Origin of the sequence: Flaviflexus ciconiae (assembly GCF_003971195.1) — a bacterium.
Classification (GTDB): Bacteria; Actinomycetota; Actinomycetes; order Actinomycetales; family Actinomycetaceae; genus Flaviflexus; species Flaviflexus ciconiae.
On record NZ_CP034593.1, the window covers coordinates 2749841 to 2761774 of the forward strand.

Sequence of the window (11934 nt, forward strand, 5' to 3'; positions counted from 1 at the left end):
TTCGTTAGGAGACGGCGTATGCGAGGGCAATGGCAACAGCATGGCACGCGTAGGCAAGCACCGTGCACAGGTGGAAGAACTCGTGGAAACCAAAGTGGCGTGGCCACGGGTTCGGCCACTTGGTCGCATAGAAGACGGCACCGACCGTGTAGACGACACCGCCAGCAATGATAAGAAGAACGATTGCGGGGGTCCCTGCCTGCCAAATCTCCGGCAGGTACCAGATCGCCACCCAGCCCACGGCAATGTAGAGAAGCACGTAGAGCCAGCGGGGGAAGTCCACCCACGACATGTGCATGATCGAGCCAATGATGGCTCCACCCCACACGAGGCTCAGGCAGGTAACGAGGGAGCTCCCTTCGAGAAGCGAGATCGTAATCGGCGTATAGGTTCCGGCGATCAGAACAAAGATGTTGGCGTGGTCGATCTTCCGCAGGATCGCCAGGGCCTTTGGGGACCAGTTGCCCAGGTGATAGAGGGCGGAGAACCCGAACAGGACGAGTGAGGCAATGAGGAATACCACGGCACCGATAACTTCGGCGGCGGACTCCGCAAACACAATGAGGACAACGCAGAAGGCAACAGCAAGGGGTGTGGCAACGAGGTGAAGAACACCGCGGGCAGCCGGCTTACCGGACTGCTGGCGTAACTCCCGGTAGCTGGGCCGCTCCGAAGATGTCTCGGGCTCGTGAGGGGGTACGTGATCAACCGACGTCATAACCTAAGCCTAACCTCATGAAGGCACGGTAACCTATGAATAGTTTCCGAAGGGAGCCGGCACAGGTGTCAGTTAAGGACTCAATTAAAGACATTCTCTATTCTGTCTACGAACAGAGGGTGTCCCATTCGCTTGAACGGAACCGGCTGCCTCGCCACGTCGGCGTGATTCTTGACGGCAATCGCCGCTGGGCAAAAACCATTGGTGCGTCCGCTGCGCACGGCCACCGCAAGGGTGCCGACAAGATCAGCGAATTCCTCAGCTGGTGCGACGAGGCAGGGATCGAACTCGTCACCCTCTGGCTCCTGTCAACGGAAAACATGAAGCGAGATGCCAAAGAAATCGATGACCTTGTTGAGATCATCGTCTCCACCGTCGAGTCTCTCGCGCACGTCGGCCACTGGAGACTACACCACGTGGGTGACCTCAAGGTCCTGAGTGAGGAACACCAGGAGCGTCTCGTCACCGCAATCGAATCAACGACCGACAGCAATGGTGCCCTCGTCAATGTTGCGGTGGGGTATGGCGGGAGGAGTGAGATCACCGAAGCCGTCAGGGAATTCATCCTCACGAAAGCCGAGGAAGGCCTCGAACCTGAACAGATCGCTGCCGCCGTCTCCGATGAGGAGATCGAAGCACACCTCTACACCCGTGGACAGCCCGACCCCGACCTGGTCATCAGAACATCCGGCGAACAGCGTCTATCGGGCTTCATGCCCTGGCAAACCGTCCACTCCGAATATTACTTCTGCGAAGCCTACTGGCCGGATTTCCGCAGGACAGACTTCCTCCGTGCACTTCGCGACTACGAAGCACGCGACCGCAGACGCGGCAAGTAACCCCGTACGCGGCGGTGAATAGCACCATATACGGCGGTCAATAACCACCGACATGACGTGACCAGTAGCCCGTCGTATTAGCGGGGGGACTGCGCTCGCGGTCGTTAGCTCCGTGACCGGGCGCCGCGTTCCTGCCTGCCCGGCAGCTGATGACTCGTCACTCAGGCTATGAGTAACTCTGTACCGGCGCCGCTCTAATAGCTTTCCCCGCCGGGCAGAGATGAACCGAGGCGGGGAAAGGCTGAGAAGGTAGACCGGAGCTATCCGGGAGGGCCCTAGACGTCGACGATCGAGTAGGACGAGACGAAGTCGAGAAGCTCGTCCCGCGTTGGTGCGACAGCTCCGCGGCGGCTGACAGCGATAGCGCCACCGGCGTTCGCATAGCCCGCAATTGTCTTGAGCTGGCGTTCTGACAGCAACCGCCTGGATTCGGCTGAGCCCGCTCCGAGCATGCTGGTCCGACCCAGAGCATCGATAAGGGCCGACATGAAAGCATCGCCTGCCCCAACCTTGTCCACGGCCTTAACCCTCGAGGCAGAAGATCTGATCCGGAGGTTCTCGGTAGCGAGAATGGCTCCATCCTTACCGCCGGTGATGGCAACAAGCTGGGGGCCCATATTCAGCCATTTTGTGATCACCGCCTGCTCGGAGAGTCCCGGATACAGGCCGGTAATGTCAGCCCGGGAAGCCTTGACAACGTCGGACAGTCCAATGAACTCTTCGGTACGCGTAAGAACCTCGTCGTGGGGGCCCATGGATTCGCGGTAGTTCGGGTCATACGAGATCGTGGAGACCGCCGACAGCGCGTTGATCCAAGCCTTGATGGCTTCGGGCGCAAGATGAACTGCGAGCGAGCCGGTGTGGAGGATGTTGGGTGAGACCTTGACGAGCTCCGCTGCTTCCTCCGTGCCGCCCTGGGGCGGCGTGGGCGGGGTGAAGTGCAGATCGAATTCGTAGGTGGGGGAGCCATCCTCCGCGATCGTGGGGTAGGCAACGGATGTTGGGTTTGTGCTTCTGCTTCCGGGCCACAGTTTCGTCTTTGATGCTGCGAGAGTGGATGCAAGCAATTCGGCGCGGTCGCCGCTACCGAGATCGGTTGCCAGATAGGCCCTTCGGCCAAGCATGCCGAGCCCGCGGGCCACGTTGTACGGTGCACCGCCGGGGAGTTCAACAACCCCTTCCTCAGTTGTGAAAACGTCGACGAGAGATTCGCCAACAACCAAGCACGTCATTCCTCATCTTCCTCTGCTGAGTCAGCCGGGACGCTCTTACCAACCTGAGCGGCCTGAAGGCGCGCCCGCGCCCCATCAAGCCACTGCTGGCAGCGTCTGGCGAGGGCCTCGCCCCGCTCCCAGGCCGTAATCGATTCCTCGAGCGAACCGGTTCCCTGTTCGAGCCGCGTCACGATCTCAATGAGCTGCTGGCGAGCATCCTCATAGCTCAGTCCAGCAACGTCCTCATTAGACTTCTTCTCGGTCATCACCGCTCCTTTTCGCTATGACTTCGAGACCGAGACGACCCGAGGCCAACAGAGCCTCGAGCCGGTCGCCCGTCTCAACACTTTCGGTATCGCGCACCACCGCGTCCGGGGTGCGCAGGACCGCATATCCGCGGTCGAGAATGGACTGTGGTGACAGAGACCGAAGGTGCCTGCGTAGCGCGTCGAGCGCCGTGGCGGCATCGGTAATCTTCCTATCCATGAGTTCCGTCAGCCGTTCGGCGGCACGGTTGAGCTCATCTTCCCGCGTCTCAATGATTGATTGCGGATTCGCAAGAACCGGGCGGGTCATGATTGATTCCAGTTCGGACTGCGCAGTGGACAGTTGCCTATCGATTGCCATGCGGCCGCGACGCAGACCTTCCTGGAGGATCTTCCGTTCCTCCGCAACGTCGGGAACGATCCTTTTCGCGGCATCCGTCGGGGTGGATGCTCGATAGTCTGCAGCATCGTCAACGATGGGACGGTCACCCTCGTGACCGATTGCCGTGACAACGGGAGTGCGGGCAGCGACAACGGCGCGCACCAGCCCCTCATCGGAGAACGGCATGAGGTCCTCAACGGACCCGCCGCCGCGGGCAATGACAATAACGTCAACGCCTTCCATAGCATCGAGCTCAGTCAGTGCTTCCCTGACCTGCCCAGGGCTCGATGGGCCCTGGACCTTTACCTCGCGGATCTCAAAGTCGACTTCGGGCCACCGTGCCTGAGCGTTGACGATGACGTCGTCCTTCGCCTTTGCGTTTGACCCACAAATAAGCCCGATACGCCTGGGCAGGAACGGGAGCGGAAGCTTCTTGTCGGAGAGAACAGACCCTCGCTCGCCAGCTTCTTCCGGAGCGCTTCGAGCCTCGCAAGGAGATCACCGACCCCGGCGAACCGGATCTCTGCGACCTGCAGGGACAGGGAGCCGTTGCCAACCCAGTAGTCGGGCTTCACCCGCAAAACAACCCGGGAGCCTTCCGCGAACTCGTCGGGAACAACGTTCGTCCACGCCTTGCAGTTAACAGAGACCTGCTCTTCAAGGTCACGGAGCGTAAAGAACTGCACGCGGGACGATCCACGTGGCGTGTACTGGAGGACTTCGCCCTCCACCCACATGGCAGACATCCGGGCAACGTACTCGGAAATTTTGGCTGAGAGCAGGGCAAGAGGCCACGGCCGGTCTGCAGTGGTTTCGGCAGCCAGCTGCGGCAAGTCAGATGGAATGACAACCTGCGAGCTCATAACTAGTAGTTTCCCATGTCAAACAGGGAGATATTCAAATTTGGTCCCAGGCCACGTAACCAAAAGACGACAAAGTCGGACAGGAGTGAAAAGAGAAATTCTGGAATAACACTGATTAATGTGCGGATTCGGACAATTGAGCGGATTTCGGACCATGGCGAAGATCATGGCCGAAGGTCACATGCTCGCGTACCCTGGATGGGTGAGCACCTCCACTAATCCAACGTCGCTTGCCGGGATCTCCGCATTCCCCGGCGATGTTCCCTCGACGCCCAATGCGGAGGGCAAGAAGGTTCTGCTTGCTGCCCCACGTGGATATTGCGCCGGTGTTGACAGAGCGGTTGACGCTGTCGAGAAGGCACTCGAGCTGTACGGGGCCCCGGTCTATGTGCGCAAGGAGATCGTCCACAACAAGTTTGTTGTCGAAACTCTGAGCAAGCGCGGTGCGATCTTCGTAACGGAAACCGATGAGGTGCCCGAAGGTGCGCGCGTCGTCTTCTCGGCCCACGGTGTCTCGCCAGCCGTACACGCCGAAGCGGCCGTGCGTCAGCTCGACACGATCGATGCCACGTGCCCGCTGGTCACCAAGGTTCACAAGGAAGCGGTCCGTTTTGCGAACTCCGACTATGACATTCTCCTGATCGGCCACGACGGCCACGAAGAAGTTGAAGGTACGCAGGGAGAGGCTCCCGACCACATCCAGGTTGTCAACGGGCCGGAAGATGTCGACGCTGTTGAGGTGAGAGATCCAGACAGGGTGATCTGGCTGTCCCAGACCACATTGTCTGTCGACGAGACGATGGAGACGGTGAACCTGCTTCGCAAGAAATTCCCGAACCTCCAGGACCCGCCGTCGGATGACATTTGCTACGCAACCCAGAACCGGCAGGGAGCCGTCAAGGAACTCAGCCCCAATGCCGATGTTGTCATCGTCGTTGGCTCCGCCAACTCCTCAAACTCCGTTCGTCTCGTCGAGGTAGCCCTCGAAGCCGGAGCCGGTGCCGCCTACCGCGTCGACAAGGCCGAGCAGGTTGACCTCGCCTGGCTGGAAGGCGCCTCCAACGTTGGCCTCACGTCGGGTGCTTCAGTTCCCGAGATCCTCGTCCGCGAGGTTCTCGAACTGCTCGCTGAGAATGGCTTCACCGATGTTGAGACTTTCAAGACCGCAACCGAGGACGTCTTCTTCACGTTGCCGAAGAACCTGCGTGCCGATCTCAAGGCCGCGGGCTACGAAGTGGACCGGCCCAAGAAGCCGCGTCCCGCCCGCCGCAAATAGCGACCCTGCCCGGGGTCAGTACCCGAGCACGTCATCGGGCACGGGTCCAGTGTTTTGCCAAGGCGCTGGTGAACCACGCACAGATCGTAGATCGACGCGGGGCTCGGTGCTGTGCTGAGCACATGATTGAGCGCCTTCTAGCCTCTGCATTCAAAGGTTGAGGGCTCGATACTTTGCACTGGCTCAGGCACCCGCACGGTGGTCGAACGGCTCGTGCCGATCATCACCGAGGTCATCGTCACCAAGGAGTTCACTGCGGGTGATTAACCTGATCTGATCGGAGTCCTTATCGAGCTGCGAAACCTCGAGATGGTCGGAGGGGAGCGACTCGAAGTTCCGTGCCGTGACCAGAAGCCTACTCTCAAGTGTGCCGATAGACCGGTTGTAGGCGGTGACCGTTCGGGAAAGGTTTGTGCCGAGCGTACTCAGGTGCTTGCTCAGGTCACCGAGCCGGTTCACGAGGTCCTTCCCGAGAGCGAGAACCTCGGAAGCTTCCTCGGTCACCCGAGATGATGACCAGGTGGCGGCGACAGAACGTAGCAGTGCCAGGAGCGACGAGGGTGAGGTGAGTGCAATGCCAAGACGTGCCGCCTCATCCAAAAGATTCGGATTCGCATGAACCGCTTCCGATAGTAGCGACTCGGTAGGCATAAACATGATCGTAATCTTTGGGGAATGCTCAAACTGGCTGGGGTAGTCCCGCTTGGAAAGAGCAAGAACGTGGGCACGAACCGCCTTCGCATGATCCTGGAGTAGTCGTTTGCGTTCCTCGCGTTCCGCAGGATCATCGTCGGAAAGCTCCGCTGCCCTGAGGTAAGCGCTAAGGGGTACCTTCGCGTCGACCGCAATCGTGCCATCGCCCGGGAGATAGATCAGCATGTCGGGACGCCGGCGGGTGCCGTTAGATTCGATAGAGGCCTGTGTATCAAAGTGGACGTGCGGGAGCATCCCGGCTGAGGAGACGATCCGCTCGAGCTCGGCCTCACCCCACACGCCGCGTGCGCTCGTCGATGTCAGAGCGCTCCGGAGTGATGAGGTGACGTTGAGCAGATCTTTGGAGGCCTCGCTGGTTGTGCTGAGTTGCTGGCCAAGCCTACTTGCAGCAGCAACCTGAGCTTTCTCAAGTTGCCCCACCTTGGTTGACATGTCGGCCAGCCGTGCAGAGATAGGGGAGAAGGCCTGGAGAAGGTTCTGGTCGCGGCCCGCCCTGTCAATCAGGCCGTTGTTCTCCTCCTCGAGCCGCTCGGCACGTGCGGTGAGCTGGGCAATCGTCACCCGATCATCGGCTGAACGCGAGGATGTACGGGCAGCGCCAATAAGGTAGCCAAGCCCAACCCCGAGCGCGAGAACGACGAGGATCAGAACAAGTAGAAGGGGAACCGAGATCTCCATGCACCCAACTGTGCCAAAGCCACCGGGCAGAACCGCGAGCAAAACTCCGAAAGGAGCGCGCCGTTAGTGCGGTGGTGCAGAGTAAATTCGCTGGGTTGTATGGCGTCAAGGTGGGTACGCTGGCAGGCGGGAAGGAAGAAGCATGTCGTACAGCAATACCCATCAGGACCCGAGGGACGTCCCCTCGTTTGGTCAGGAAGACCGGCCCGTTACGCTTGCTGCGCCGGTTTCCGAGTTCGATTCAATCCATGTTGCGACCTCGCCTCCGATCTTTGGCATGACGCTGATCCTGCGGATCGTCATTGCTGGCATGGCGGGGTGGTCTGCCTACGCGATGGTGCACAATGCCTACAACCGTGGGGGAGGCTCGTGGGAATCCGCGTTTGATCAGGCCATCTACTTCACCACATTCTCGGTGGTGATCGTTGCCCTTGCCTACGGGCTGTCGGTTCTAAGGGTTATCTTGCCGGGCTCCTTGAGAAGAAAGACCGAGGGCAACTACGGGTGGTTCCGGGGCCTCGCGGTTCTCATGTCCGTCATGACCGGCATCATCTTCGCGGCCCTACTTGATGGCACCTACCCGGATCTTCGAGGGCTCTTTGCGCATCTCCTTGTTCCCATCCTGGTCGCCATCGACTGGGTGTTTCTGGGCCGGAACCAAGAGAAACTTCATCCGGCCACTCCGTTCCTGTGGGCCGCGCTTATCCTTCCCTACCTCGCTGTCTACTGGTGGGATGCTGAACGCGAAGGTGGCGGTGGCCCCATGTACAACTTCCTCAAACCCGCCAGCTCCGATTTCCTCCAGACGGTCCTCATGCTCCTTGCCGGTTTCCTTATCGCAGGCTACGTTCTCTGGGGAATAGGTCGCCTCAAAGCACTGATGACCGGCACGAGCACAACGATCCCGTACAGCCACGTTGCCTCCTACCAGGTTGTCCCGAACAGTCAGGCGGCACTCAACTACCACCGGTACGATCCGAATGCAGACCCTCGATTCGGTGTTCACGAGCAAACTGCGCAGGGGAGCCCAGGTCAGCGCCACCCGGGTCAGGAACACACTGCGAACGACCATCCCCCGCAAGGTACCCAGCACTATCCACATGACAGGTCTTAGACAAACACCGGTCGTAGCTCGGAGCAAGTAACGGGCTGGGTCGCCGGAAGGTCCTGCTTTGGCTACGACTGTGGGATGTGTGACGGGACCGCTACGGTGAGGAAGCGTCTCATCTACTAGAATGGTCAACCGTGGCACTAACAATTGGAATCGCCGGTCTCCCTAATGTCGGCAAGTCGACCCTGTTCAACGCGCTGACTCGCGCGACCGTTCTCGCGGCGAACTACCCGTTCGCGACGATCGAGCCCAACGTGGGAGTCGTTCCGCTCCCGGACCCGCGACTCAATGTTCTTTCCGAGATCTTCAATGCTCGTAAGATCATTCCTGCCACCGTCTCCTTCGTTGACATTGCCGGCATCGTCCGCGGAGCATCCGAAGGTGAAGGACTCGGCAACCAGTTCCTCGCAAACATTCGCGAAGCGGATGCTATCTGCCAGGTGACCCGCGCCTTCTCCGACCCCGATGTCACTCACGTCGATGGCAAGGTCGATCCGGCCTCCGACATCGAGACCATCACGACCGAGCTCCTGCTTGCGGACATGCAGACGCTGGAGAAGCAGATCCCTCGCCTCGACAAAGAAGTTAAGGGCAAGAAGACCCCGAAGGAACACCTGGACACCGCCCAGGAGGCCCTCAAGGTTCTTGAAGAGGGCAAGACCATCAACTCGGTTATGGACCGTTTTGATCCCGAAATTATCAAAAGCTTCCAGCTCATGACAGCCAAGCCCTTCATTTACGTCTTCAACACCGACGATGAAGGTCTGGCTGATGAGAAGATGCAGAAGGATCTCAGCGATCTGGTTGCCCCCGCCGAAGCGATCTTCCTCGATGCGAAGTTCGAGTCCGAGCTTGTTGAACTTTCCGAAGAGGAAGCAGCAGAAATGCTCGAAGAAACCGGCCAGGAAGAAGCCGGTCTCGACAAGCTGGCCCGCGTCGGCTTCGAAACCCTTGGCCTTCAGACCTACCTGACGGCAGGCGAGAAAGAGACCAGGGCCTGGACGATCAAGAAGGGCTGGACCGCTCCCCAGGCCGCAGGCGTTATCCACACCGACTTCGAACGAGGCTTCATCAAGGCCGAAATCGTGTCCTACGACGATCTCGTCGAGCTCGGATCCATGCAGGAAGCCAAGGCCGCAGGTAAGGTCCGCATGGAGGGCAAGGAATACGTTATGCAAGACGGCGACGTGGTGGAATTCCGCTTCAATAATTAGTTGACTAGGGATTTCAGATGCCTATCGTTGTCTCGTGGACCATCTGAACTTCGTCGAGTCGACGCTGCCGCTGGACGGGAATCGGCCTCGTTCCCAGTATCTCGACCTCGTCGTGAACGGCTCATCCCTGCGCGCTTCGATCGGTGAAGATTTGCTGGGGTGGACTTCCACTCCGTTGCGGTCTGGATGGGATCTGGAAGCCGGGATTGGCTGGATAGCGTCCTTGTCCCTAGGGCTACAGGACAGTCTTCCTGGTGGCCGGGTGGAGCTGTACGTGTGTCGCGAGTGCGGCGACCTGGGCTGTGGGGCGCTGACGGTCAACATCGAACGATCCGGGTCAGTGGTGCGATGGAGCGAGTTCGGATGGGATGACAGCCTCAGTGATGAGCCGTACGACGCCATCGGGGACCCCTTGGAATTCACCTTCCAAGCGGCGTCCTATGACGAGACACTCCGCGCCGTGGGGGAGCGGCTGCTCGCGAGGCAACGTCCGCCAGCTCCGACCGGGCCTCAGTGGCGGCGTGACCCAGGCTTCGTTGCGATCGATCTGTGACGCCTATTCCCAACGCAATGAGGTCGAATGGAGATTCAATTTGTAGAAGAGCTGGTCAGAGCTGTTGGGCGCGAGCTGGTCGGGCGGCATGGGGGAGTGTTCGCGTCAACAACTGGCCTCGCGCTTGGGTTGGGGCATGACGCCGGACTCCGGGGTGCGGAAGATCTGCCCTGTCGCGGGGAGACCCTCGACCGTCTCTGCGACAGGTTTCTTCGGAGCCCAGTGGGGATCGGGATCCGGCTCGATCGTGAGCGGGGACCACCGGAACGGCAGGCCGGCGGCCATGGCCGCTTGGGGCCGGTCCATCAGCTGGAAGTGGAGATGGGGTTCGCTGGTATTCCCGGTGTTCCCGACCGCTCCCAGGACATCGCCGGCCCGGACTTTCTGCCCGACGCACACGGCTGCAGATCCGTGCTTGAGGTGGGCGTACATGCTGAACGTGCCGTCGCTATGGTCGAGGATCACGTGATTGCCGATGATGGAGCGGTGCCCGGCCAACTCTCGACCGAAGGCCTCGAGCGACATCATGTAGATCAGGCCGGGCCAGGTGTTCCGGGCGCGATGGTCACGCTTGCCGTCATGGGCAGCGATCACGGTGCCGGAGCCCGCTGCCAGGACAGGCTCCCCGAAGCTTGGGAACTCCTGGGGCTCGGCCTGTCTCCATTGCCAGCCGGGGGCGCTTTCGCGGGGAGAGTCTGATGCCTGCAGGATGTCGACTGCGAATGCCTGACCGAGCGTGCGAACGCCGTGGCTGGGGACCTTCGTCGCCGGGCTGTTGATGGCGACCCAGCGGCCCGTCACGGGAGCATGCATGGTCTGGGGAGACTCGTCGTCTGCACGTGGAGAAGGGACTGCGATCGCCAGGCCCAGCGGCGCGAACACGAGCCACACGGGGACCTCGATGACGAAGCTCAGCGCCACGAGCAGGACGAAGGCTCGAAGGAGCCAGGGGGAAGCCGCCTTGAGCATGCGCATCATCGGCGCGCCCCCAGAAGGGTGGTGAGCAGGGGGACGACTCGTTCGGCCGGCACCGTGTGTCTGCCCCCGGAGCCCGGCCTCAACCACCCGGCCGAGGTGAGGGCGCGAAGGTGGTGATACACCTGCCCGGTCGACCCCATGGACTCCAGTTCTGCAAGTTCGCGTGCGGTGCTGTTCTCCCCGGTGAGCACCTCTTTGAGGATGCGCAGGCGGATGGGGTGCGCCAGTGCGTCCAGCACAGCAGTGACCGTGTCCCACTCGTCGGAAAGGAGCTCGTCGGCGTGCGCTCCGATCTGCCAGGAGACGGGGCCGCTGCCCGGAAGCTCGACGGAGCCCACGAGCATGACGGTGCCGCCCTCGCTGTCATCCTCGTACTGCTTCAGGCCGCGAAGGGCCCAGAGGTGATCTTGTGTGCTTGGTGAACTGCCTTGCGCGCCGTTCGTATTTCCAGTGTCACCAGCGGCGGGGGTGGCGTGTGCCTCGACCGCGACCATCCGCTTCTCGAGTGCAGCTACTCGACTGGCCAGTGAGTCAGGTGCGTCCGGTGTCGTCATGGATACATAGTTCCAGAATTACGGAATACTGTAAAATCGCACTACGGACCTGCCGCGGGGGCGAGTAGGCGACCTCTGGGTGACGGATTTCGGTGGAGTCCGCTTCAACGTGCGAAGGTCCCTCTGCGCCCCAGGGCGGGCATGAAGGGCGAGGACGTTCTCGTAGGCAGTGCTTGACCGGGATTTCGCTCCCGCGCATTGCTGGCCTGGGTCATGGCGGTGATCCACAGGGGGTCTGTCGGGTCGGCCTTGCGGGCGGCGGGGAAACTCGTGAAGAGCTGCGAACCGCGATCATCACCTGGATCGAGCGGACCTACCGACGCCGCCGGCGGGCCTTCCTGGGTCGGTTGGCCCATCGATTGCGAGCCCCTCATGAACCCGAGCCTCAACCTAGTGGCCTAGACCCAGCTGCGCTTGCCCGTTCATTGGTCCCGTCGCGCCGATGTGCACCCAGATGGTTCTATCCATCGGAACGCGGTGGAGTTCCGCTTCAACGTCTAGTCGCGTTTCGAATTGACTTCCAGTGAGGCTGATTCGATGAGCGGGTTGGGTGCGGTGCTTCGGTGCCGGATCC

At 60.7% G+C, this 11934-nt stretch carries 14 protein-coding genes; 5 read left to right on the plus strand and 9 right to left on the minus strand.

Going from position 1 to position 11934, the window contains the following annotated elements; genetic code table 11:
• Positions 1–4: 4 nt before the first annotated feature.
• Complete coding sequence (gene trhA / locus EJ997_RS12345; protein ID WP_126704810.1) at positions 5–718, minus strand: PAQR family membrane homeostasis protein TrhA; 714 nt, start codon at positions 716–718, stop codon at positions 5–7.
• A 35-nt stretch (positions 719–753) separates the two neighbouring features.
• On the opposite strand from trhA, the gene EJ997_RS12350 reads away from it, so the two are divergent.
• A complete protein-coding gene (locus tag EJ997_RS12350; RefSeq protein ID WP_126704811.1) occupies positions 754–1557 on the plus strand; it encodes an isoprenyl transferase in 804 nt (267 codons plus the stop codon).
• Between the two features lie 275 nt (positions 1558–1832).
• Here EJ997_RS12350 and EJ997_RS12355 read toward each other — a convergent pair whose 3' ends face one another.
• From EJ997_RS12355 to EJ997_RS13650, 4 genes are read right to left on the minus strand one after another with little or no spacing between them, the layout of a single operon-like run.
• Positions 1833–2789 carry a PfkB family carbohydrate kinase gene (locus EJ997_RS12355; protein ID WP_126704812.1) on the minus strand — a complete coding sequence of 319 codons (957 nt, stop codon included), beginning with the start codon at positions 2787–2789 and terminating at the stop codon, positions 1833–1835.
• Entirely contained in the window at positions 2786–3037 is a 252-nt protein-coding gene (locus EJ997_RS12360; protein ID WP_126704813.1) for an exodeoxyribonuclease VII small subunit, read from the minus strand. The genes EJ997_RS12355 and EJ997_RS12360 overlap by 4 nt, the downstream gene beginning before the upstream one ends.
• Positions 3018–3833 carry an exodeoxyribonuclease VII large subunit gene (gene xseA, locus EJ997_RS13645; protein ID WP_228201649.1) on the minus strand — a complete coding sequence of 272 codons (816 nt, stop codon included), beginning with the start codon at positions 3831–3833 and terminating at the stop codon, positions 3018–3020. The genes EJ997_RS12360 and xseA overlap by 20 nt, the downstream gene beginning before the upstream one ends.
• Positions 3722–4282 carry an exodeoxyribonuclease VII large subunit gene (locus EJ997_RS13650; RefSeq protein WP_228201514.1) on the minus strand — a complete coding sequence of 187 codons (561 nt, stop codon included), beginning with the start codon at positions 4280–4282 and terminating at the stop codon, positions 3722–3724. Before EJ997_RS13650 ends, xseA begins: the two co-directional genes overlap by 112 nt.
• A 238-nt stretch (positions 4283–4520) precedes the next feature.
• On the opposite strand from EJ997_RS13650, the gene EJ997_RS12370 reads away from it, so the two are divergent.
• Positions 4521–5558: a 4-hydroxy-3-methylbut-2-enyl diphosphate reductase gene (locus EJ997_RS12370; RefSeq protein WP_228201650.1), complete on the plus strand. Its 1038-nt coding sequence runs from the start codon at positions 4521–4523 to the stop codon at positions 5556–5558.
• A 183-nt stretch (positions 5559–5741) separates the two neighbouring features.
• Here EJ997_RS12370 and EJ997_RS12375 read toward each other — a convergent pair whose 3' ends face one another.
• Positions 5742–6950: a DNA recombination protein RmuC gene (locus tag EJ997_RS12375; RefSeq protein ID WP_126704814.1), complete on the minus strand. Its 1209-nt coding sequence runs from the start codon at positions 6948–6950 to the stop codon at positions 5742–5744.
• A gap of 142 nt (positions 6951–7092) precedes the next feature.
• Here EJ997_RS12375 and EJ997_RS12380 point away from each other — a divergent pair, with 142 nt between their 5' ends.
• The 3 genes from EJ997_RS12380 to EJ997_RS12390 all read left to right on the plus strand — a co-directional run bounded on the left by EJ997_RS12380 (position 7093) and on the right by EJ997_RS12390 (position 9828).
• Positions 7093–8064 carry a hypothetical protein gene (locus EJ997_RS12380; protein WP_126704815.1) on the plus strand — a complete coding sequence of 324 codons (972 nt, stop codon included), beginning with the start codon at positions 7093–7095 and terminating at the stop codon, positions 8062–8064.
• A gap of 131 nt (positions 8065–8195) precedes the next feature.
• Positions 8196–9275: a redox-regulated ATPase YchF gene (gene ychF / locus EJ997_RS12385; RefSeq protein ID WP_126704816.1), complete on the plus strand. Its 1080-nt coding sequence runs from the start codon at positions 8196–8198 to the stop codon at positions 9273–9275.
• Positions 9276–9309: 34 nt separating this feature from the next.
• Positions 9310–9828, plus strand: coding sequence for a hypothetical protein (locus EJ997_RS12390; RefSeq protein ID WP_013161559.1), 519 nt, complete (start codon positions 9310–9312; stop codon positions 9826–9828).
• Between the two features lie 105 nt (positions 9829–9933).
• Here EJ997_RS12390 and EJ997_RS12395 read toward each other — a convergent pair whose 3' ends face one another.
• From EJ997_RS12395 to EJ997_RS12405, 3 genes are all read right to left on the minus strand, one after another.
• Positions 9934–10806 carry a M23 family metallopeptidase gene (locus EJ997_RS12395; protein ID WP_123575316.1) on the minus strand — a complete coding sequence of 291 codons (873 nt, stop codon included), beginning with the start codon at positions 10804–10806 and terminating at the stop codon, positions 9934–9936.
• Complete coding sequence (locus tag EJ997_RS12400) at positions 10803–11360, minus strand: winged helix-turn-helix domain-containing protein (protein ID WP_013161556.1); 558 nt, start codon at positions 11358–11360, stop codon at positions 10803–10805. The genes EJ997_RS12395 and EJ997_RS12400 overlap by 4 nt, the downstream gene beginning before the upstream one ends.
• Positions 11361–11464: 104 nt before the next feature.
• On the minus strand, positions 11465–11734 hold the full coding sequence (locus EJ997_RS12405; protein WP_126704817.1) for a hypothetical protein: 270 nt from the start codon (positions 11732–11734) through the stop codon (positions 11465–11467).
• Positions 11735–11934: the final 200 nt, after the last annotated feature.

Bases quoted from the DNA above. Each gene is read 5' to 3' on its own strand.
- EJ997_RS12380 (WP_126704815.1), top strand. From the start codon at position 7,093: ATGTCGTACAGCAATACCCATCAGGACCCGAGGGACGTCCCCTCGTTT.
- EJ997_RS12360 (WP_126704813.1), bottom strand. From the start codon at position 3,037: ATGACCGAGAAGAAGTCTAATGAGGACGTTGCTGGACTGAGCTATGAG.
- EJ997_RS12350 (WP_126704811.1), top strand. From the start codon at position 754: ATGAATAGTTTCCGAAGGGAGCCGGCACAGGTGTCAGTTAAGGACTCA.
- EJ997_RS13650 (WP_228201514.1), bottom strand. From the start codon at position 4,282: ATGAGCTCGCAGGTTGTCATTCCATCTGACTTGCCGCAGCTGGCTGCC.
- trhA (WP_126704810.1), bottom strand. From the start codon at position 718: ATGACGTCGGTTGATCACGTACCCCCTCACGAGCCCGAGACATCTTCG.
- EJ997_RS12355 (WP_126704812.1), bottom strand. From the start codon at position 2,789: ATGACGTGCTTGGTTGTTGGCGAATCTCTCGTCGACGTTTTCACAACT.
- EJ997_RS12375 (WP_126704814.1), bottom strand. From the start codon at position 6,950: ATGGAGATCTCGGTTCCCCTTCTACTTGTTCTGATCCTCGTCGTTCTC.
- EJ997_RS12405 (WP_126704817.1), bottom strand. From the start codon at position 11,734: ATGAGGGGCTCGCAATCGATGGGCCAACCGACCCAGGAAGGCCCGCCG.
- EJ997_RS12400 (WP_013161556.1), bottom strand. From the start codon at position 11,360: ATGACGACACCGGACGCACCTGACTCACTGGCCAGTCGAGTAGCTGCA.
- EJ997_RS12395 (WP_123575316.1), bottom strand. From the start codon at position 10,806: ATGATGCGCATGCTCAAGGCGGCTTCCCCCTGGCTCCTTCGAGCCTTC.